Source organism: Cellulosimicrobium sp. Marseille-Q4280 (assembly GCF_943181405.1).
Classification (GTDB): Bacteria; Actinomycetota; Actinomycetes; order Actinomycetales; family Cellulomonadaceae; genus Cellulosimicrobium.
In genome coordinates, this window is sequence record NZ_CALPBY010000003.1 from 402294 (window position 1) to 421739 (window position 19446).

Here is a 19446-nt window from a genome sequence, read left to right on the forward strand (position 1 = left end):
CATCCGTGGATGTCGTCGTCCCGTCCGTCCGCTGCGAGCACTGCCGGACGCACCACCCGAGGCCCCGCCAGAAGCACCGCCCTCACCACGTCGCTCGGCACGTTCCTCGCCGCCGTCGCGCTCACGGTGGTCGCGGCGTGCTCGACGGGGAGCACGACCGGGAGCGTGACCGAAGACCCGGCCGGAGCAGCCTCCACGTCCCCGCCCGCGAGCACGCCCCACGAGCCCACGCCTGCGCCCGACACCGCCGCGGCCCCTGAACCGACGGAGCTGACGGACCGCGCGGAGCCGCGACTCCTGCTCGCGACCGAGGCGGAGAGCGACGGGCTCGCGGTCGTCGACCCGACGGTGCGCGAGGGCAGCGCGGTCGTCGCGCGCGTCGTCGTCGGCCCGGCGCCGTGGGGCGTCGCGACGCACGGCCGCACGGCATACGTCGCGACTGCGCAGGGCGTCGCCGTGGTCGACCTCGACGCGCTCGTGCGCACGGACCTCGTCCCCTATCGCGACTCCCCGTCCCGGGTCGGCTACGGCGAGTACCGCCGCGGCGGCATGGGCATCGCCGTCTCTCCCGACGGCGCGCGCGTCCACGTCGCGGTGCACCGCGGCGAAGACTCGACGCTCGAGACGATCGACCTCGCATCGGGCGAGGTGGTCGCGAGCACGCCCGTCGGGCTGCGGCCCTTCGACGTGCTCGTCTCGGCCGACGGCAGCGAGGTCTACACGGTCGACCACGACGAGTTCTCCGTGCACGTCGTCGACACCACGACGTTCGAGGCGCGGCGCATCGAGGTCGCGCCGTTCGGCACCGAGGACGGGCTCGCGTCGTTCGAGAAGCCGCACTACGCCGTGCTCGACGACGACGGCACCCTCCTCCTGCCCTACCAGGGCAGGGTCCTCGTCCGGCTCGACCCGGCGACCGGTACGACGACGAGCGTCGCGTCCTCGGCCGACAGCCACCAGCATGGGGTCGCCCGCACGCCCGACGGCCGCGTCGTCGTCGTCGGCAACGGACCGTTCGGGAACGCGGCCGGCGGACCGAACGTCGCGGTGCTCGACCCGGCGACGGGCGAGGAGCGCGTCGCGCCGCTCGCACGCCGGCACGAGACCGTGACGACGTGGACAGACCCGGAGACGGGCGCGCCCCGGGCCGTCCTCGCCGGCGGGTACACCCAGGCCGAGGCGTGGGACGGCGCGACCGTCGTCGACCTCACGACCCTCGAGACGTACGAGATCCAGATCCCCGGGCGGCCCCAGGTGGTCGTCCCGCTGCCGGAAGGAACCGACCGATGAGCACCCCCGACCGCACCGCCCCGACGGCGCCCCCCTCGCGATCCCTGACCGTGCTGCGCGACGTCCGCCCGTGGGGCGGCGAGCGTGTCGACCTGCACGTCGCCGACGGCCGGATCTCCGCGGTGACGCCGCACGACCCGGCCGGGCCCGCGGCGTCGGGCACAGCACGCCCCGCCGACGACCCGGGCGGTGCCGACGGCGTCGTGGACGGACGGGGCCTGCTCGCGCTCCCCGGCCTCGTCAACGCGCACGCGCACGTGGACAAGAGCTGGTGGGGCAAGCCGTGGGTGAGCTACGGCGGCGAGGCGACGACGCAGGGTCGCATCGCGCACGAGCGGGCGCACCGCGACGAGCTCGGCATCCCCGGCGTGGACGTCACGCTCACCGTGCTGCGTGAGCTCGTCCGGCACGGCACGACGGCGATCCGCACCCACGTCGACGTCGACCTCGGGCTCGGGCTGCGCGGCATCGAGGTCGTGCGCGAGGCGCTCACGGAGCTCGACGGTGCGGTGCACGCGGAGATCGTCGCGTTCCCCCAGGACGGCGTGCTGCGCCGACCCGGCGTGCTCGACCTCCTCGACGCGGCCGCCGTGGCGGGCGCCGAGCACGTCGGCGGGCTCGACCCGGCGTCGATCGACCGCGACCCGGTCGGCCAGCTCGACGGGCTCTTCACGATCGCGGAGCGCCGGGGCGTCGGGATCGACGTGCACCTGCACGACGGCGGCGAGCTCGGCGCGTTCCAGGTCGAGCTGATGATCGACCGCACGCTGCGCGCGGGCCTGCAGGGCAAGGTCAACGTCGCGCACGGCTTCGCGGTCGGGCAGCTGCCCGCGTCGCGCCAGGCGGACCTCGTCGCCGCGATGGGCGAGGCGGGCATCACCATGACCACGGTCGCCCCGATCGGCGCCGCTCCCCTGCCGCTGCACGCGCTGCGCGAGGCCGGGGTCGCCGTCGGGCTCGGGACCGACGGGATCCGCGACCTGTGGTCCCCCTACGGCACGGGCGACCTGCTCGCCCTCACGACCCAGCTCGCGCGGCTCTCACGGTTCCGCCACGACGACGAGCTCGTCGCCGCGGCCCGGATCGCCACGGCGGACGCCGCCCGGTTCGTCGGGCGCGACGTGCACGACCTCGTCGTGGGCGCGCCCGCGGACGTCGTGCTCGTCGACGCCGAGAACGTCCCCGACGCCGTCGTGCGCGCCCCGCGTCGTGCGCTCGTCGTGGCCGGCGGCCGCGTCGTCGCGCGCGACGGCGACGTGCTCGTCTGACGCGTCCCCGCTGCGGGACGGCACGGACCGGGCGCGTGGACGGCGGTCCTCCTCGGGCCGCCGTCCACGCCTCGGGCGCTGTCGACGCGTCAGGCGAGCGGCGCCGTCGTGCGGGCGTGCTCGAGGGCCCAGTCGAGCGCGTGGTCGGCGACGGCCTCCCACCCCGGCGCGGCGCACGTCCAGTGGTCGCGCCCGGCGAACTCGTAGTACTCGGTGACGGCCGGGCTCTTCTCCCAGTGCTTGGCGTTCGACCGGTTCACCGAGGGCGGCATGATGTGGTCCTTCTCGCCGCCGATGAACAGCAGGGGCGCACGGTCCGCGGAGTAGTCCACCCACGTGTCCTGGTGGCCGGGCTTGAAGTTCGCGATGAGTCCGTACTCCCAGACCCACGAGCCCGGCGCCGGGATGGCGTACCGGTCCCACACGGCGCGCGACTCCTCCGCGGAGAGCGTGTTCGTGAACGCGTAGTGGAACTCCTCCGGCGTGAACCCGACCGCGCGGTGCCGGTTCGCGGGGTTGCGCAGCGCCGGGAAGAGCGAGCGCGCCTGCGACGGCGGGTTGACGCGCACGCCCTCGGTGGGCGCCGAGTCGACGACGACGGCGGCCGCACCGAGCCCGCGAGCGAGCAGGAGCTGCGTGAGCGTCCCGCCGAACGAGTGGCCCATGATGATCGGCGGCGCGTCGAGCGCCTCGATCACCCCGGCGAGGTGGTCGACGGTCTCCGGGACGGTGAGGTCGGCGATGACCTGCGGGTTCTCCCGCAGCGCCTCCACCTCGATCTCGAAGCCCGGGTAGCCCGGGGTGAGGACACGCATCCCCTTCGCCTCGTAGTGCTCTACCCAGCCCTCCCAGCTCCGCGGGGTCATCCAGAGCCCGTGGACGAGGACGACGGTGTTAGGCCCGGGCGCGGCGCCCTCGGGTCCTGCGCCGGACGTGGTGCTCTCGGTCATGGTGCTTCTCCTCAGGAGTCGATGAAGTCGAGCAGGTCGGTGTGCAGCCGGTCGCGGTCGGTGTCCGGGAGCGCGTGCGGGCTGCCCTCGTAGACGACCAGCCGGGCCCCGTCGACGAGCTCGGCGGACCGCTTGCCGCCGACCTCGAAGGGCACGATCTGGTCGTCGTCGCCGTGGATCACGAGCGTGGGGACGTCGACCGCCGCGAGGTCGTCGCGGAAGTCGGTGGCCGAGAACGCCGCGATGCACTCGTAGGCGCCCCGGTGGCCGGTCGTCATGCCCTGGAGCCAGAACGCGTCGCGGAAGCCCTGGTCGACGTCGTTGTTGCGGTTGTGACCGAAGAACGGGCCGTCGGCGAGGTCGCGGTAGAGCTGCGCACGGTCGGCGGCCTCGCCGGCACGGATCTGGTCGAAGACCTCCACGGGCAGGCCCTCGGGGTTGTCGTCCGTGCGGAGCATGAACGGCGGCACGGCCGAGACCAGCACGAGCCGGGCGACGCGCGCGGTGCCGTGCCGCCCGACGTACCGGACGATCTCGCCGCCGCCCGTCGAGTGACCGACGAGCGTCACGTCGCGCAGGTCGAGCGTCTCGATCAGCGTGGCGAGGTCGTCGGCATAGGTGTCCATCTCGTTCCCGTGCCACGTCTGGGTCGACCGCCCGTGCCCCCGCCGGTCGTGGGCGACCACGCGGTGCCCGTTCGTGGCGAGGAACAGCGCGGCGGCGTCCCAGGCGTCCGCGTCGAGCGGCCACCCGTGGCTCAGGACGACCGGGGTACCGCCGTCTCCCCAGTCCTTGTAGAAGATCCGTGCTCCGTCCTCGGTCGTGACGTACGGCATGCTGCCTCCTCGGGGTGGTGCCGACGATCCGAGCCTCGCTCGGCACCGCTCTCCGCGGACCACGTGCGGCACGTAGTCCCCGTGCACCCCGGGTCGTCGGACCGCCTCTCCGGTCCCCGCCCGGCTCAGGTGGTCGTGCCGTGCGGGAAGCGTTCGCGCAGCTGTCGCCGGGACGAGACGCCGAGCTTCTGGAACACCTTGCGCAGGTGGTAGTCGACCGTGTTCGCGCTGATGAACAGCGTCGCCCCGATCTCGGCGTTCGTCTCCCCCCGCGCGGCGAGCCGGGCGATCGTCTCCTCACGCGGCGTGAGGAGCGACGGCCTCGCGGTCCTGGCTCGCCGTCCCGGCGCCTCGCCGGTCGCCGCCAGCTCGGTCCGCGCCCTCTCGGCGAACGCCGCGGCTCCGGCGGCCTCGAATGCCGCGAGCGCCGGGCCCAGCCACGCGCGCGCCTCGGCGCGACGTCGCTCGCGGCGCAGGCTCTCCCCCAGCAGGAGCCTCGACCGTGCCGCCTCGACGGGCGCGCCGGCCTCGTCGAGCGCCTCGGCCGAGGCGTCGAGGAGGTCCGTCGACCCCGTCCCGGGGGCCACGAGGGCTCGGCACCGCAGGGCGACACCCCGCGCCCAGGGCGACCCGGTGGCGTCCGCGATCCGCTCGACCCGTGCGACGTGGCGCTCCGCCTCGCCGTCGTGGCCGCTGCGGACGGCCGCTTCGACGAAGTCCGGGAGCTGCAGCGGCGTGACCTGCAGGAACGGATCGTCCACGAGCGACCGCAGAGCGACGTAGGCGTCGCGGTAGTGCCCCTGCGCGAGGTCGCGCACCGCGAGCGCCGCCCGCCCGCTCGACTCGACACCGCCGTACCCCGCCTGCCCGGCGGCCGCCGCCACGGCCTCGACCTGTGCCCGGGGGGCGTCGGTCCAGGCGAGGAACGCGACGTTGACCACCTGCTCGCCGTCGTAGCCGATGGCGCGACGCAGCTCGCGCACCTGCTCGACGAACTGGCTGGCGCGCCTCGGGGTGCCGCCGCTGAGCTCGGCGAGCGAGGAGATCCACAGACCAGTGTCGACCATCTGGAGCGAGCCGGCGTCGCGCGCCGCCTGGGTCACCTGCTCGAGCCACGCCGTGCGGGCCGGCAGGTCCCACAGGGCGGTCGCGAGCGCCACGCCCGCCGAGGCGTACGAGAGCACGGCGGGCCCCTCGAGCCCTCGCAGCGAGTCCAGGCCGTGCCGCAGCGCGGGCACGGCGTCCTCGGGGTCGTGCAGCACCAGGGCGCTCAGCGCGCGCAGCACCCGGGACGCCGCGTCGTCGCCGGTCCCCGCGCCGTCGTCGAGACGCCGGCCCAGCTCGTGCAGGGTCGTCCCGCGGCGGGAGCGCTCGGCCACCAGGGCGTACTCGAACGCGCGGACCAGCGCCTCCCGTTCCCGGTCCGGCTCGTGGCCGCGGAGCTGGTCCGCCGCCCGGAGGAGGTCGGCGGTCGCGTGGGCGAGCACGTCGGGGTCGCCCGTGAAGAGGCCCTGCGACACCCGGACCGCGGTCACCCGGGCCTGGTCGACCGGCGGGAGGCGCTCGACCGGGAGCCCGTCGAGCAGGGTGGCTCCGACCTGCGCCGCACCGGCGGCGACGGCCGCCTCCGCGGCCGCGAGGACCCGGCGGTCGTGCGACCGGCCGGGCGGCGTCAGCTCGGCGGCGCGGGCGAGCACGCGCGCGCGGGAGACGAAGCCTCCCCGGGCGCCGGCGGCGGTCGCGACGGCCTCGAGCCGGTCGGCGACGGCGGCGTCCTCGCCCACGGTCGCCTTCGACGCGTGCCACGCCGCGAGCTCCGGCAGGTCGCACGCGTCGGCTGCCTCGGACAGCGCGCGGTGGGCGCGGCGCCGGTCCGGACCGGACGCGGCCCCGTAGGCGGCGGCCCGCAGGAGCGGGTGGCGGAACCGCACGGTCGCGCCGAGGGCGACGAGACCGTGCTCCTCCGCCTCGTCGGCGGCGCGCGGGTCGACGCCGAGAGCCGCGCACGCCTGCGACACCAGACGCACCGTGCCCGTCGCCTCGGCGGCGGCGACGAGGAGCCACTCCTGCACGGCCGGCGAGGTGCGCCGGACCCGCGCGAGGTAGTGGGCCTCGAGGTGCCGGCCGACCGGGACGGGCTCCTCGCCCACGGCCGACGCGCTGAGCTCCTGGGCGGTGAGCTCGTGCCCCAGGTCGACGAGGGCGAGCGGGTTCCCGCCCGTCGCCCTGACCACGCGCGCGACGACGAGCGGGTCGACGCCGCCCTCGAGGCTCGCGACGAGGAGCCGCGCACCGGACAGCGGGTCGAGCCCTCGCAGGGGCAGCACCCGGACTCCGGCGAGCACGTCGTCGAGACGGTCGTCGTCGCGGGACGCCATGAGCAGCGCGACCGGCTCCGCCCCGAGGCGGCGCGCGACGAACGCGAGCACCGCGACCGTCTCGGCGTCGAGCCAGTGCACGTCGTCGACGACGCACACGAGCGGTCGCTCACGCGAGGCCGCCGAGAGGAGCTCGAGCACGCCGAGCCCGACGAGGAAGCGGTCCGGCGCCGTCCCGTCGGGCCGTCCGAGCACCGACCGCAGCGCGTCGCGGTAGGGCGCGGCGAGTCCGTCGACGAGGGCGTGCCACGGGCCGGTCAGACGGTGGAGACCGGCGTAGGCGATCCCGGACTCCGCCTCGTACCCGTCGACGCGCACGACGCCGACGCCGTCGAGCTCGGCGGTCGACGCCGCGAGGAGAGCGGACTTGCCGATGCCCGCCTCGCCGTGGACGACCAGAGCACCCGCGATGCCGTTCCGCGCGTCGCGCACGAGCGTCGCCACCTGGTGCAGCTCGTCGTCCCGTCCGAGCAGGTCCTCCGGCATGGCACCGAGGTCCTTCCGTCAGGAGCGCGGACGCTCTGCCTGGTCCTGACGGGAGCGTAGCGACCGGTCCCCCTCTGCGACACCCCTGCGGGGTCGCGACCTGCGGCGATGAGTTCTGCCCGGGGTCACCGTCTACCCCCTCGAGACCATCGCCCCACCCTCCCGAGGAGAGCCATGAGCACCCAGATCTTCGTCAACCTGCCCGTCAAGGACCTCGACGCGTCCAAGGCGTTCTACACCGCGCTCGGTTACTCGGTGAACGAGCAGTTCACGGACGAGAACGCGTCGTCGATCGTCATCAGCGACGCGATCTACGTGATGCTCCTCACGGCGGAGTTCGCCAAGCAGTTCACGAACAAGTCGATCGCGGACGCCACCTCGACGACCGAGGTCATCAACGCGCTCGGCGTGGAGAGCCGGGAGGCCGTCGACCGCATCGCCGACGCCGCGTTCGCCGCGGGCGCGACGGCGGTCAAGGACCCGCAGGAGGAGGGCGGCTTCATGTACTCGCGCAGCTTCGCGGACCCGGACGGTCACCAGTGGGAGGTCCTGTACATGGACCCGAGCGCGCTCGAGGGCTGAGACCTCCGGGAATCGAACGTGATGGCTCGCCGTTGCCGCCCGTATGCGAGCCATCACGTACTCCCGCTACGGCGGTCCCGACGTCCTCGAGCTCACGGAGCTCCCCACGCCCAAGGTGGGCCCGGACTCCGTGCTCGTCCGCGTGCGCGCCGCGAGCGTCAACCCTGTCGACTGGAAGGTCCGCGAGGGCTACCTCGACCAGGTCATGGACGCGGCGTTCCCGGTGGTGCCGGGCTGGGACGTCGCGGGCGTCGTCGAGCAGGTCGGCCTCGACACCCCCGAGTACCAGGTCGGCGACGAGGTGTACGGCTACGTGCGCAAGGACGTCGTGGGCGGCGAGGTCTCGGGCGGCACGTTCGCCGAGCTCGTCGCGGCACCGGTGCGCACCCTCGCGCACAAGCCCGCGGCCTGGTCGTTCGAGGAGGCCGCTGCCGTCCCGCTCGCCGGTCTCACGGCGTACCAGACCATCCGTCGCACGGGCGTCCAGCCCGGCCAGACCGTGCTCGTGCACGCGGCGGCCGGTGGTGTCGGGTCCTTCGCGGTGCAGGTCGCACGCTCGGTGGGCGCGCGCGTGATCGGCACCGCGTCTGAGAAGAACCACGACTTCCTGCGCTCGCTCGGCGCGGAGCCGGTGACGTACGGGGACGGTCTGGCGGACCGCGTCCGGGCGCTGGCTCCCGAGGGCGTCGACGTCGTTCTCGACTACGTGGGCGGCGACGCGCTCGACTCCGTCCCGGACGTCCTGCGCGACGGCGGCACGGTCGCGTCGATCACCGACGCCCGGGCGCGCGACGAGCTCGGCGGTCACTACGTCTGGGTCCGGCCCGACTCCGCCGACCTCGCCGAGCTCGCACGGCTCGGCGACGCGGGGGTGCTGCGCCCCGAGGTGGCCGAGGTCTTCGACCTCGCGGACGCGGCCGCGGCGCACGAGCTCAGCGCGTCGGGACACGTGCGCGGCAAGGTCGTCGTCCGCGTCTGACCGAGCGCGGAGCGCCCTCACGGACCGGCCCTCACGGACCGGACGTCGCGGGATCAGGCGTCGGGGAGCTCACGGACCGGCGACGTGAGCTCCCCGCCGGCGTCGCCCGTGTTCACGGTGCCCTGCCGCTCGACGAGCACGACGGCCGTCTCGACGGCGGCGCGGGGGCGGTGCTCCACGCCGCGCGGCACGACCAGCACGTCGTGCGGCCCGAGGACGACAGGGCGCTCGACGCCGTCCTCGCGCAGGTCGACCGTCAGCTCGCCCGCGAGCACGAGGAACAGCTCGTCCGTCTCGGGGTGCGTGTGCCAGACGAACTCGCCGAGCACCTTGACGACCTTGACGTCGTCGTCGTTGACGCTCGCCACGCGGTGCGGCTGCCAGTGGCCGTCGAACGCGTCGAGGGCGGCGAGGAGGTTGCGGGCACCGGTCATGCCCACACCCTGCCACGCGCCGTCGTGCCCGGACGTCCTCCTGGTGCCACGCTTGCCCCATGAGCAGCAGCCCGACGTCGCCCGCGCACCCCACCGCGTTCGGACCCGAGGTCTACGCGACGCGGCGCGTCCGCGCGGCGGAGCAGGCGCGCGCGGCCGGGCTCGCCGGCCTCCTCGTGTCCCCCGGCCCCGAGCTGGCCTACTTCACCGGGTACACCCCGACCACGGTCACCGAGCGCCTCACCCTCTTGGCGATCCCGGCGACGCTCCCGGACGCCGGGGAGGCTGCCGTGGTCGTGCCGCTGCTGGAGCGCGGCGACCTGCTGCGCGGCGCGGGGACGGACGGCCTGGAGGTCGTGCCGTGGCGCGACGGCGACGACGAGCACTCGACGGCCGCGCGGCTCCTGGACCCCGCGGGGTCGTACGCGGTCTCCGACTCGACGTGGGCGCTGCACGTGCTCGGCCTGCAGCGCACGCTCCCGGACGCGCGGTTCGTCGCGTTCACGCACGCGCTGCCGATGCTGCGCGCGGTCAAGGACACCGCCGAGATCGAGCGGCTCGCCGCCGCCGGTGCCGCCGCCGACGCCGCGTTCGCCGACGTCCTGCAGGTGCCGTTCGCGGGCAGGCGAGAGACCGAGGTCGCCGCGGACCTCGACCGCTTCCTGCGCGACCACGGCCACGAGCAGGTCGACTTCACGCTCGTCTGCTCGGGGCCGAACGGCGCCGACCCGCACCACGAGGCCGACGACCGCGTCATCGAGCCCGGGGACATGATCGTCCTGGACTTCGGCGGGCTGCGGGACGGGTACGGGTCGGACACGAGCCGCACGGTCCTGGTCGCCGGTGGCCCGCCGGACGGCACGGGCGAGGCCGCGCTCGCCGAGCAGCGCGAGGTGTACGACGTCGTGCGTCGCGCGCAGCAGGCCGGGGTCGACGCGGTGCGTCCCGGCGCGACGTGCCAGGACGTCGACCGCGCGGCCCGTGCCGTCATCACCGACGCGGGCTACGGCGAGTTCTTCGTGCACCGCACGGGCCACGGCATCGGCACGACGACGCACGAGCCGCCGTACATGGTCGAGGGCGAGGAACGGGCGATCGAGCCCGGCATGTGCTTCTCCGTCGAGCCGGGCGTCTACCTGCCGGGCCGGTTCGGGGTCCGGATCGAGGACATCGTCGTCGCGTTCCCTCCCGACGCGCCCGACGGCGCCCGTCGCCTCAACACCTCGACGCACGACCTCCAGGTCGTCTCCTGAGCATCGTCTCCCGAGCCGTGCTCGCTCGGCGGGGTCGTCCCGCTGCACGGCTCCCGCGGCACGGCAGCGCCCCGTTCACGCGCGCGGGGCCGAGCCGCCGCGCACGTGCTCGTTGCGGATGCCGACCCAGCTGAGCACACCGCCGAGGAACAGCAGCGCCGCGGTGACGACGAGCGAGCGGTGGAACCCGTCGAGGTCGAGGACCCCGCCGACGATCACCCCGGCGAACGCGATCACGACCAGCCCGGCCACGCGCGACACGGCGTTGTTCGCTGCGGACCCGATGCCGGCGTCGGACGCCGGGATGGACCCGAGGATCGCGGACGTGAGGGGCGCGACCGTCATCGCGAGCCCCAGCCCGAAGAGCACCATGCCCGGCAGGACCTGGGTGACGTACACGGCGTCGTCGGTCGTCGTGAGCAGGAGCAGGTAGCCCACGCCACCCACGACCGGCCCGACCGTCATGAACAGGCGTGGCCCGTAGCGGCCCGCGAGCGCCCCGAACCGGGTCGAGAGCGCGAGCAGCAGCAGCGTGATCGGCACCTGGGCGAGACCCGCCTGCGTCGCGCTGTAGCCGCCGACCTGCTGGAGGAACACCGTGACGACGAACCCGCCGAAGTAGAGCGCGCCGTAGATCGCGGCCGTCGCCAGGTTGCCCCAGGCGAAGTTGCGCACCCTGAACAGCCGCGGCGGGAGCATCGGGTCCGGGGCACGGAGCTCCCAGACGACGAACGTGACGAGACACGCCACGCCGACGAGAGCCGGCCCCCACACCACCGGGCTCGACCACCCGAAGCGGCCCTGCTCGATGAGCGCGAACACGGTCCCGGCGAGGCCGACGGCCGCGAGGGTGGCGCCGAGCGTGTCGATCCGCCGTCCCGCCGCGGAGCCCTCCTCGGCGGCGCTCCGCGGGATCCCGCGCAGGAGCCACAGCGTCGCCGCGACGGGGACCACGTTGATCCAGAAGACCCAGCGCCACGAGAACGCGTCGACGAGGACGCCGCCGAGCAGCGGCCCGACGATCGACGCCGTGCTCGTCCACGCGGTCCAGGAGCCGATGGCGCGGGACTGCCGCTCGCCGTCGAACGTGGAGATGATCATGGCGAGGGAGCTCGGGACGAGCAGCGCCCCGGCGACGCCCTGGAGGCCGCGCGCGACGACGAGGAACAGCCCGTCCGGCGCGAGCGCGCACGCGACGGAGGTCACCGCGAAGCCGACGAGGCCGACGGCCATGACGCGGCGCCGGCCGTGGACGTCCGACAGCGACCCGGCGAGGAGGATGAGCGACCCGAGCGTGATCATGTACGCGTCGACGACCCACTGCTGCAGCGCGAGCCCCGTGACAGGGCCGGTCGTGAGCTCGTCGGAGATCGCGGGCAGCGCGACGTTGACCACCGAGCCGTCGAGGAACGAGACGAACGACGCGAGGATCGCGACCACCAGCACGCGCTGCGGCACCGTCACCGCACCACGATCCCCCGCTGCGCGGGGGTCTGCATCTCGTCTCGACGCCATACCTTGAGGTAGGTATGCTGCGGGCATGATCTCGACGAGCGCGCGGGACCGCCTCGTGGCCGCGGCGGAGGACCTCTTCTGGGCACAGGGGGTGGGCGCGACGAGCCCGCGACAGGTGCTCGACGCGAGCGGAGTGGGGCAGGGCAGCCTCTACCACCACTTCCCGTCGAAGCACGACCTCGCGAGCGCGGCGGTGCACGCGACCACGAGCGGCGCTCTCGACGCCGCCCGCCGGGACCTCGATCGCCCCGGCACCGCTCGCGACCGCCTCGTCCGCTACCTCGAGCGCCCCCGGCCCGCGCTCGCCGGCTGCAGGGTCGGCCGGCTCGTGAGCGACCAGGCCGTCATGGACGACGCCGCCCTCACCGCCGACGTGCGGGCCTACTTCGTCGGCCTCGTGGACCTCGTCACCGCCGTCCTGCGCGAGGACGGGCTGCCCGCCGACGCGGCCCGGGACCGCGCGCTCGCCGCGGTCGCGATCGTGCAGGGCGGGTACGTCCTCGCCCGCGCGCTCGACGACCCCGACGCCATGGCCGGCGCGGTCCGCGGGTTCGTCGCGCTCCTCGACGCCGATGGCAGACCCCTCACCGCCAGCACTCCCGCGCCAGACGACCCGGAGGACGCATGACCGACGGCACCGACGGCACCGACAACACCGACAGGACCGACAGGACCGACAGCCCGACGCTGCGCGACCGGCTCCGCGCCCTGCCCGTGCTCGGCCCCGACCTGCCCGGTCTCGCCGTGGACGCGGCACCCGACGATCCCGTGACGCTGTTCGTCGACTGGCTCCAGGACGCGATCGACGCCGGCGTTCCCGCCCCCCACGCCGCGACCCTGTCGACCGCCGACGCCGGCGGCCGCGTCGACGCCCGGACCCTGATCCTCAAGGACGTCGGCCCGGGCGGGTGGGCCTTCGCGACGCGCTCCGACTCCCCCAAGGGCATCGCGCTCGCGCAGAACCCGAACGCGGCGCTGACGTTCCTGTGGCGCGAGCGCGGCAGGCAGGTCCGCGTGCGCGGCCCGGTCGTGCCGCTCGGTGCCGAGGTGTCGGCGGCCGACTTCCTCGCCCGGTCCGACTTCTCGCGCGCGACGGCGCTCGCGGGGCAGCAGAGCACGACCCTCGCCTCGCGGGCGCAGTACCGCGCGGCGTGGGACGCGGCTCTCGCCCGCGTGCGCACCGAGCCGGAGCTCGTGCTCGACGCCTGGACCGCGTACGCGCTCGAGGCCACGACGGTCGAGTTCTGGGCGTCGTCGCCGGGCGACGGCCAGACCCGCCTGCGCTACACCACGTCGGCGACGCCTCCGTCGCCCGACGACCCTCCCTCCCCCGGCTGGACGAAGGAGCTCCTGTGGCCCTGACCGACAGCCCCGACGCCCGCGCCGTGCCCGACATCGAGGCCGTCCGCGACGACGCGCGGACAGCCCTCGCCGCCGTCACGCGCTCGGCGGACGAGCTCGACGCCGCCGCGCTGGCGGCGCCGTCGCTCCTGCCCGGCTGGTCGCGCAGCCACGTGCTCGCGCACGTCACGGCGATCGGCGAGGCGATGGCACGCCAGGCCGAGCGTGCCGCGGCGGGCGAGCTGGTCGAGGTGTACGACGGCGGCGCCCAAGGCCGCGAGGCCGGTATCCAGACCGGGGCGCGACGCACCGTCGTCGAGCACGTCGCGGCGCTCACGGCGCTCGCCGAGCGGCTGGAGGCCGCGTGGCCGGCCCCCGGCTCGTCCGGCTGGGCCGCGGCCGTCTCCTACCGCGACGGCACCGTCGTCGACGCGCTCGTCGCGTGGTGGCGCGAGGTCCGACTCCACGCCGTCGACCTCGACGCGGGGATCGGGATCGGCACGTGGCCGCCGGCGCTCGCCGAGCACCTGCTCGACTTCCTCGCCGTCCGACTGCCCCAGGACGTCGAGGTAGCGATCGACCCGGCAGCGGCGCAGCCCCAGTCCGGGACCGAGACCGAGACCGAGACCGAGACCGAGACCGAGACCGAGACCACGGTGACCGGTTCGCTGCTCGACGTCGCGGCCTGGCTCGCGGGCCGCACGCCCGAGACCGTCCCGCACGCGTGGCGCGCCGGGACGCGCGTCGACCTCCCGCAGATCGGCCCGTGGCCCTCGCCGTACTCCCCGCCGGCGACGTAGTACCGCGGTCGGGCGAAGCAGTACCGGGTCGCGCGAAGTAGTACCGCTCTGCCGCGAAGTAGTACCGCGGTCGCGCGAGGTACTACCCGCGCAGGACCGGGGTGCTACCTCGGCGAGCTGCGGTACTACCTCGGCGTCCGGGACCTTGGTCCCCGAGGAATGTGACGCACGCCCGTGACGCACCGCACACTTTGTGCACTCTGTCACAAGCGTAGAATCGCACCGTGTCGAGTCGAGCGAGCAACCCCGCAAGCACCGCAGACCAGATCGACGTAGCCCTCATCGGCGGTGGCATCATGAGTGCCACCCTGGGAGCTCTCATCAACGTCCTGGAGCCCTCCTGGACGGTGCGCATCTACGAGCGCCTGGACGCCGTCGCGCAGGAGTCGTCGAACCCCTGGAACAACGCCGGGACCGGCCATGCCGCCCTGTGCGAGCTCAACTACACCCCCGAGCGACCCGACGGCTCGATCGACATCGCCAAGGCGGTGACGATCAACGAGCAGTTCGAGGTCTCGCGCGAGTTCTGGCACCACCTCCTCACGACGGGCGCCCTCCCGCAGCCGGCGAGCTTCATCTCCCGCACCCCGCACATGACCTTCGTGCGCGGCACGGAGAACGTCGACTACCTGCGCCGCCGCTTCGAGACGCTGCGCCAGCACCCGCTGTTCAGCGAGCTCGAGTTCTCCGACGACCCCGCGGTCGTCGCGCAGTGGGCCCCCCTCCTCGTCGCGGAGCGCGACGGCGACGAGCCGATCGCCGCGACGCGCGCGACGAGCGGCACCGACGTCGACTTCGGCGCCCTCACGCAGCAGCTCGTGGACCACCTCGTCGCGAGCGGCACGCAGCTCTTCCTCGAGCACGAGGTGAAGAACCTCAAGAAGACCAAGGACGGTCGCTGGCGCCTCACGGTCAAGGACCGGTCGTGGAACGCGCCCGCGCGCCGCTCGACCGTCGAGGCGCGCTTCGTCTTCGTCGGCGCCGGTGGCGGCGCGCTCCCGCTCCTGCAGAAGGCCGGCATCCCCGAGGCCAAGGGCTACGGCGGCTTCCCGATCAGCGGCGAGTTCCTGCGCACCGACGACCCCGAGCTCGTCGCGCAGCACCAGGCGAAGGTCTACGGCAAGGCCGACGTGGGCTCCCCGCCGATGTCCGTCCCGCACCTCGACACGCGCGTCGTCGACGGCAAGAGCTATCTCATGTTCGGCCCGTACGCCGGGTTCAGCCCCAAGTACCTCAAGAAGGGCAAGTACCTGGGCCTGTTCACGTCGCTGCGCCTGCACAACCTGGGCTCGATGGTCGGCGCGGGCGTCAAGAACCTCGACCTGACGCAGTACCTCGTCGGGCAGCTCCTCGCGAGCCCGGAGACGAAGTTCACGGCGCTCCAGGGCTTCATGCCGACGGCGCACCCCAAGGACTGGGAGACCATCACCGCGGGCCAGCGCGTCCAGGTCATCAAGAAGGACCAGGACGGCAAGGGCGTCCTCGAGTTCGGCACCGAGGTCATCGCCGCGGCCGACGGGTCGATCGCGGGCCTGCTCGGAGCGTCTCCGGGCGCGTCGACCGCCGTGCCGGCCATGATCGACCTGCTCGAGCGCTGCTTCCCGAACCGCTTCACGAAGTGGCGTCCCGAGCTCGCGACGATGATCCCGAGCCTCGGCCAGGCGCCGTGGGAGGCCGAGGAGCTCGAGGGCCTCGACCAGCTCACCGGCGACGCGGACCTCGACGTCTCGACGCGCGCCTGACCCGACGGCGCCCCGACGACGACGGCCCGGCCCTCCACGGAGGTCCGGGCCGTCCCGCGTCCCGGCGCGCCACGCCTCGACGCGCGCGGTCCCGGCGCGCGGCTCAGCGACGGTCGAGCTCCTGAGCGCCCGGTACCTCGCCGGAACCTGCGGGGAACCAGGGGTGCGCCGGGTCCTCGCGGCGCACCGCGAGGGCCACGACCGTCGAGCCGACGACGACGAGGAGGGCGATCACGCCCCAGAGGATGTCCATGCCTCGAGCATCGTCGGGCGCGCCGCGCCGGACGAGTGGCAGGACCGACGCGTGTCGACAAGATCCTGCCAGCGGCGTACGGTCGGGCCATGATCCGCACCGTCGCGGCCGTCGTGAGCGACGGCCTGGCCCCGTTCGAGTTCGGCGTCGTCTGCGAGGTCTTCGGCCTCGACCGCAGCGACCAGGGCGTCCCGCGCTTCGACTTCCGGGTCTGCGGTCCGGTCGCGGGCGAGCCCGTGCGCACCTCGGTGGGTGCCCAGGTCGTCCCCGCGCTGGGCCTCGACGCGGTCGACGACGCCGACCTCGTCGTGGTCCCGGCCATCCGCATCGGCAGCCACTACCCCGAGGCGGTGCTCGACACGATCCGTCGCGCCTCGGCGCGCGGCGCGACGCTGCTCAGCGTGTGCTCGGGCGTGTTCGTCCTGGCCGCGGCCGGCGTCATCGACGGCCGCCGCGTCACGACGCACTGGATGCACGCCGACGAGCTGCGGAGGCGGCACCCGACGCTCGACATCGACCCCGACGTGCTCTTCGTGGACGACGGCGACCTCATCACGAGCGCGGGGACGGCCGCGGGGATCGACGCGTGCCTGCACCTCGTCCGGCGCGAGCTCGGGTCCCGGGTCGCGAACGTCATCGCGCGCCGCATGGTGGTCCCGCCCCAGCGCGAGGGCGGGCAGCGGCAGTTCGTCCAACGCCCCGTCCCGGAGGCCGAGGAGGACTCGTTCGCCGAGCTCCTCGACTGGATGACCGAGCATCTCGACGAGCCGCTGACGGTTCGCGACCTCGCCCGACGCGCCCACACGTCGGAGCGGACGTTCGCACGGACGTTCGTCGCCCAGACGGGCACGACGCCGCTCGCCTGGCTCACCGCCCAGCGTGTCGCCCACGCCCAGACGCTCCTCGAGGAGACGCGGACCGACCTCGAGGACGTCGCGCGCCGGTGCGGCTTCGGGTCGGCGGCGCTGCTGCGCCACCACTTCCGTCGGGCCGTCGGGGTCACGCCGACCGAGTTCCGGCTCACGTTCCGCCACGCCGCCTGACAGGCCTTCGCGGCTTCTTCACGCCGTGGACGATTGCGAACAACCTACGGTCCCGTAGGATCGGCACATCTGCACCACGAGCACCCGCTCAACTCCGCGGCTGGGAAGTCGACTCGATCCCCTTGCAAGGATGCACATGACTTCTGCCGCCGTCCGTCCGGGCTTCCGGGCCACCCGACCCAAGACCGACGACGGCGCAGCCGTCACCAGCACCTACACCGCCCTCTCGCGAACCGTGCGCGACGCAGGTCTCCTCGAGCGGGCGCAGGGCTACTACCTGTGGACGCTCGGCTTCCTGACGCTCGCGCTGGGCGGCGTCGTCACCGGCATCGTCCTCCTGGGTGACTCGTGGTTCCAGCTCCTCATGGCCGCAGCACTCGGCCTGATCTTCACGCAGTTCGCGTTCGTGGCGCACGAGGCCTCGCACCGCCAGGTCTTCGCCTCGGGTCCCGTCAACGACCGGGTCGGGAAGATCCTCGCCAACGCGGTCGTGGGCATCAGCTACTCGTGGTGGATGAACAAGCACACGCGCCACCACGCGAACCCGAACCGACGTGGCAAGGACCCCGACATCGACCCGGACGTCATCGTCTTCCTCGGCGAGGACGCCGGGCGGGCGACCGGCATCAAGGCGTTCATCAACCGCTACCAGGGCTGGTTGTTCTTCCCGCTCCTCACCCTCGAGGGCCTCAACCTCCACGTCACCGCGTTCCGCAGCCTCATCACCGGCAACGCCGTGCGTGCCGACCTGCGCACGCGGATGACGGAGCTCGCGATCATCGTCGTGCGGCTCGCGACCTACGTCGCCGTGATCTTCTGGGCGCTCCCGCTGGGCATGGCGTTCGCGTTCCTCGGGGTCCAGCTCGCCGTGTTCGGCGTGTACATGGGGGCGTCGTTCGCGCCGAACCACAAGGGCATGGCGATCATCCCCGAGGACAGCAAGATCGACTTCCTCTCGAAGCAGGTGCTCACGTCGCGGAACATCCGCGGGGGCTGGTTCATGAACATCCTCATGGGCGGTCTCAACTTCCAGATCGAGCACCACCTGTTCCCGAGCATGCCGCGGCCCCACCTCGCGCGGGCGCGCGACATCGTGCGAGAGCACTGCAGCAACCTCGGGCTGCCCTACACGGAGACGAGCCTCGCCCAGTCCTACGCGATCGTGGTCCGGTACCTCAACGAGGTCGGGCTGTCGGCGCGCGACCCGTTCGACTGCCCCATGTTCAAGCAGCTGCGCAAGGTCTGAATCGCCGTCAGGACGACGCAGCGTGCCCGTGACGCCAGTAGCCGACGAAGTCGACGTGCGTCTTGGGTACGCCGCGGTCGTTGACGAGGTGTCGGCGGACACCGGTCACCAACGACGACTCGCCGACGGCGTACGCGTACACGGGGGCTGACGGCAGCTCGGCCGCGAGCACCGCGTCGAGCGCGAGCCGACCGGGCAGAGCGTGGCCGCCGTCGGCACCCGGCACGTCTGCGGCGGGCACGTCCGCGGAGGGCACGTCTGCAAGCACCTCCGCGGTCGGAGCACCGTCCGCCCGCGCGATCCAGCGCAGCTCGACCCCGGCGGGGACGCGGAAGTCCTGGACGTCGGCCAGGTCGGGCACCTCGACGATCGCGAGGCCCCGCGCGTCGTCGGGCAGGGACTCGCAGATGCCGGCGACGGCGGGCAGCCCGGTCTCGTCGGCGACGACGAGCGTCCAGTCGTGCGCGACGCGCGGGTTGTACCCGACGCCCTGGTCGAGCAGACCCACGCGCTCCCCCGGCTCCGCGGTCAGTGCGAAGCGTGACGCCGGCCCCTCGTCGCCGTGGACGACGAAGTCGACGTCCATCTCGCGCAGGTCGGGCCGCACCGCCCGCACCGTGTAGCTGCGCACGAACGGCCGCCGCGCCCTGGGCGTGGCGAGGTACTGGACGTACCACAGGCCCGACGAGCGTGTCGGCAGGCTCAGCGCGTCCTGGTCTGGACGCGTGAGGAAGAGGCGGAACCACTGGTCGTACCCCATCGGGGTGAAGTGGTCCATGCCCTCGCCGCCGAGCGTCACCCGGACGACGTGCGGGCTGACGCGCTTCGACCCGACGACCTCGAGCGTCAGGACGTGCGCGTCGGCAGGCTTGACGATCTTGAAGTTCGCCACCGTCGGCTCCTCGTTCCTCCACGGGTCGGTACCCGGCACGCTGCCGGACGACCGATCACCGCCCGGGGCGATCGCAGGAGAGCCTAACCTCACCTCGGCGTCGCGTCGATGTGCTCGACGCCACACGGCCGGTGCGCCGTCGATCGCTGCCCGCGGTG

At 73.8% G+C, this 19446-nt stretch carries 18 protein-coding genes; 11 read left to right on the top strand and 7 right to left on the bottom strand.

Annotated features, from left to right (window positions below; genetic code table 11):
• Positions 1-9 precede the first annotated feature (9 nt).
• Positions 10-1290 carry a YncE family protein gene (locus NFS20_RS10080; RefSeq protein ID WP_251151633.1) on the top strand — a complete coding sequence of 427 codons (1281 nt, stop codon included), beginning with the start codon at positions 10-12 and terminating at the stop codon, positions 1288-1290.
• Positions 1287-2558 (top strand): amidohydrolase, encoded by a 1272-nt coding sequence (locus tag NFS20_RS10085; RefSeq protein ID WP_251151634.1) that lies wholly within the window; start codon positions 1287-1289, stop codon positions 2556-2558. The genes NFS20_RS10080 and NFS20_RS10085 overlap by 4 nt, the downstream gene beginning before the upstream one ends.
• A gap of 89 nt (positions 2559-2647) precedes the next feature.
• Here NFS20_RS10085 and NFS20_RS10090 read toward each other — a convergent pair whose 3' ends face one another.
• The 3 genes from NFS20_RS10090 to NFS20_RS10100 form a co-directional block, all read right to left on the bottom strand.
• Entirely contained in the window at positions 2648-3508 is an 861-nt protein-coding gene (locus NFS20_RS10090; protein ID WP_251151635.1) for an alpha/beta hydrolase, read from the bottom strand.
• Between the two features lie 11 nt (positions 3509-3519).
• Positions 3520-4344, bottom strand: a complete 825-nt coding sequence (locus tag NFS20_RS10095; protein ID WP_251151636.1) for an alpha/beta fold hydrolase — start codon at positions 4342-4344, stop codon at positions 3520-3522.
• Positions 4345-4469: 125 nt separating this feature from the next.
• Positions 4470-7208 carry a helix-turn-helix transcriptional regulator gene (locus NFS20_RS10100; RefSeq protein ID WP_251151637.1) on the bottom strand — a complete coding sequence of 913 codons (2739 nt, stop codon included), beginning with the start codon at positions 7206-7208 and terminating at the stop codon, positions 4470-4472.
• Positions 7209-7382: 174 nt separating this feature from the next.
• Here NFS20_RS10100 and NFS20_RS10105 point away from each other — a divergent pair, with 174 nt between their 5' ends.
• Together NFS20_RS10105 and NFS20_RS10110 are read left to right on the top strand one after the other, a co-directional pair.
• Positions 7383-7790, top strand: coding sequence for a VOC family protein (locus tag NFS20_RS10105; protein ID WP_251151638.1), 408 nt, complete (start codon positions 7383-7385; stop codon positions 7788-7790).
• A 43-nt stretch (positions 7791-7833) separates the two neighbouring features.
• Positions 7834-8769: an NADP-dependent oxidoreductase gene (locus tag NFS20_RS10110; protein ID WP_251151639.1), complete on the top strand. Its 936-nt coding sequence runs from the start codon at positions 7834-7836 to the stop codon at positions 8767-8769.
• A gap of 53 nt (positions 8770-8822) precedes the next feature.
• On the opposite strand, the gene NFS20_RS10115 is transcribed toward NFS20_RS10110, so the two are convergent.
• Positions 8823-9203 (bottom strand): cupin domain-containing protein, encoded by a 381-nt coding sequence (locus tag NFS20_RS10115; protein WP_251151640.1) that lies wholly within the window; start codon positions 9201-9203, stop codon positions 8823-8825.
• 59 nt (positions 9204-9262) lie between these two features.
• Between NFS20_RS10115 and NFS20_RS10120 the strand changes: the two genes are divergently transcribed.
• Positions 9263-10456, top strand: a complete 1194-nt coding sequence (locus tag NFS20_RS10120; RefSeq protein ID WP_251151641.1) for an aminopeptidase P family protein — start codon at positions 9263-9265, stop codon at positions 10454-10456.
• Between the two features lie 75 nt (positions 10457-10531).
• On the opposite strand, the gene NFS20_RS10125 is transcribed toward NFS20_RS10120, so the two are convergent.
• Positions 10532-11920 (bottom strand): DHA2 family efflux MFS transporter permease subunit, encoded by a 1389-nt coding sequence (locus NFS20_RS10125; RefSeq protein ID WP_251151642.1) that lies wholly within the window; start codon positions 11918-11920, stop codon positions 10532-10534.
• 76 nt (positions 11921-11996) lie between these two features.
• Between NFS20_RS10125 and NFS20_RS10130 the strand changes: the two genes are divergently transcribed.
• The 4 genes from NFS20_RS10130 to mqo all read left to right on the top strand — a co-directional run bounded on the left by NFS20_RS10130 (position 11997) and on the right by mqo (position 15854).
• Positions 11997-12599 carry a TetR/AcrR family transcriptional regulator gene (locus NFS20_RS10130; protein ID WP_251151643.1) on the top strand — a complete coding sequence of 201 codons (603 nt, stop codon included), beginning with the start codon at positions 11997-11999 and terminating at the stop codon, positions 12597-12599.
• The gene (locus NFS20_RS10135; RefSeq protein WP_251151644.1) at positions 12596-13333 is read left to right on the top strand and encodes a pyridoxine/pyridoxamine 5'-phosphate oxidase; all 738 of its coding nucleotides are present in this window, start codon (positions 12596-12598) and stop codon (positions 13331-13333) included. Before NFS20_RS10130 ends, NFS20_RS10135 begins: the two co-directional genes overlap by 4 nt.
• Positions 13324-14112 carry a maleylpyruvate isomerase family mycothiol-dependent enzyme gene (locus NFS20_RS10140; RefSeq protein ID WP_251151645.1) on the top strand — a complete coding sequence of 263 codons (789 nt, stop codon included), beginning with the start codon at positions 13324-13326 and terminating at the stop codon, positions 14110-14112. The genes NFS20_RS10135 and NFS20_RS10140 overlap by 10 nt, the downstream gene beginning before the upstream one ends.
• A gap of 224 nt (positions 14113-14336) precedes the next feature.
• Complete coding sequence (gene mqo, locus NFS20_RS10145) at positions 14337-15854, top strand: malate dehydrogenase (quinone) (protein ID WP_251151646.1); 1518 nt, start codon at positions 14337-14339, stop codon at positions 15852-15854.
• A gap of 103 nt (positions 15855-15957) precedes the next feature.
• Here the strand turns inward: mqo and NFS20_RS10150 are convergent, their stop codons facing one another.
• Positions 15958-16107, bottom strand: a complete 150-nt coding sequence (locus NFS20_RS10150) for a hypothetical protein (RefSeq protein WP_251151647.1) — start codon at positions 16105-16107, stop codon at positions 15958-15960.
• A gap of 89 nt (positions 16108-16196) precedes the next feature.
• On the opposite strand from NFS20_RS10150, the gene NFS20_RS10155 reads away from it, so the two are divergent.
• Both NFS20_RS10155 and NFS20_RS10160 read left to right on the top strand, forming a co-directional pair.
• On the top strand, positions 16197-17150 hold the full coding sequence (locus tag NFS20_RS10155) for a helix-turn-helix domain-containing protein (RefSeq protein ID WP_251151648.1): 954 nt from the start codon (positions 16197-16199) through the stop codon (positions 17148-17150).
• A gap of 136 nt (positions 17151-17286) precedes the next feature.
• Positions 17287-18396, top strand: a complete 1110-nt coding sequence (locus NFS20_RS10160) for a fatty acid desaturase family protein (protein ID WP_251151649.1) — start codon at positions 17287-17289, stop codon at positions 18394-18396.
• Positions 18397-18403: 7 nt separating this feature from the next.
• On the opposite strand, the gene NFS20_RS10165 is transcribed toward NFS20_RS10160, so the two are convergent.
• Positions 18404-19288 carry a siderophore-interacting protein gene (locus NFS20_RS10165; protein WP_251151650.1) on the bottom strand — a complete coding sequence of 295 codons (885 nt, stop codon included), beginning with the start codon at positions 19286-19288 and terminating at the stop codon, positions 18404-18406.
• Between the last annotated feature and the right edge of the window lie 158 nt (positions 19289-19446).

What these genes read in the sequence shown, in the direction of transcription:
- NFS20_RS10120 (WP_251151641.1), top strand. Translation starts at nt 9,263, where the DNA reads ATGAGCAGCAGCCCGACGTCGCCCGCGCACCCCACCGCGTTCGGACCC.
- NFS20_RS10150 (WP_251151647.1), bottom strand. Translation starts at nt 16,107, where the DNA reads ATGGACATCCTCTGGGGCGTGATCGCCCTCCTCGTCGTCGTCGGCTCG.
- NFS20_RS10130 (WP_251151643.1), top strand. Translation starts at nt 11,997, where the DNA reads ATGATCTCGACGAGCGCGCGGGACCGCCTCGTGGCCGCGGCGGAGGAC.
- NFS20_RS10110 (WP_251151639.1), top strand. Translation starts at nt 7,834, where the DNA reads ATGCGAGCCATCACGTACTCCCGCTACGGCGGTCCCGACGTCCTCGAG.
- NFS20_RS10135 (WP_251151644.1), top strand. Translation starts at nt 12,596, where the DNA reads ATGACCGACGGCACCGACGGCACCGACAACACCGACAGGACCGACAGG.
- NFS20_RS10160 (WP_251151649.1), top strand. Translation starts at nt 17,287, where the DNA reads ATGACTTCTGCCGCCGTCCGTCCGGGCTTCCGGGCCACCCGACCCAAG.
- NFS20_RS10100 (WP_251151637.1), bottom strand. Translation starts at nt 7,208, where the DNA reads ATGCCGGAGGACCTGCTCGGACGGGACGACGAGCTGCACCAGGTGGCG.
- NFS20_RS10085 (WP_251151634.1), top strand. Translation starts at nt 1,287, where the DNA reads ATGAGCACCCCCGACCGCACCGCCCCGACGGCGCCCCCCTCGCGATCC.
- NFS20_RS10090 (WP_251151635.1), bottom strand. Translation starts at nt 3,508, where the DNA reads ATGACCGAGAGCACCACGTCCGGCGCAGGACCCGAGGGCGCCGCGCCC.
- NFS20_RS10155 (WP_251151648.1), top strand. Translation starts at nt 16,197, where the DNA reads ATGATCCGCACCGTCGCGGCCGTCGTGAGCGACGGCCTGGCCCCGTTC.
- NFS20_RS10105 (WP_251151638.1), top strand. Translation starts at nt 7,383, where the DNA reads ATGAGCACCCAGATCTTCGTCAACCTGCCCGTCAAGGACCTCGACGCG.
- NFS20_RS10080 (WP_251151633.1), top strand. Translation starts at nt 10, where the DNA reads ATGTCGTCGTCCCGTCCGTCCGCTGCGAGCACTGCCGGACGCACCACC.
- NFS20_RS10095 (WP_251151636.1), bottom strand. Translation starts at nt 4,344, where the DNA reads ATGCCGTACGTCACGACCGAGGACGGAGCACGGATCTTCTACAAGGAC.
- NFS20_RS10115 (WP_251151640.1), bottom strand. Translation starts at nt 9,203, where the DNA reads ATGACCGGTGCCCGCAACCTCCTCGCCGCCCTCGACGCGTTCGACGGC.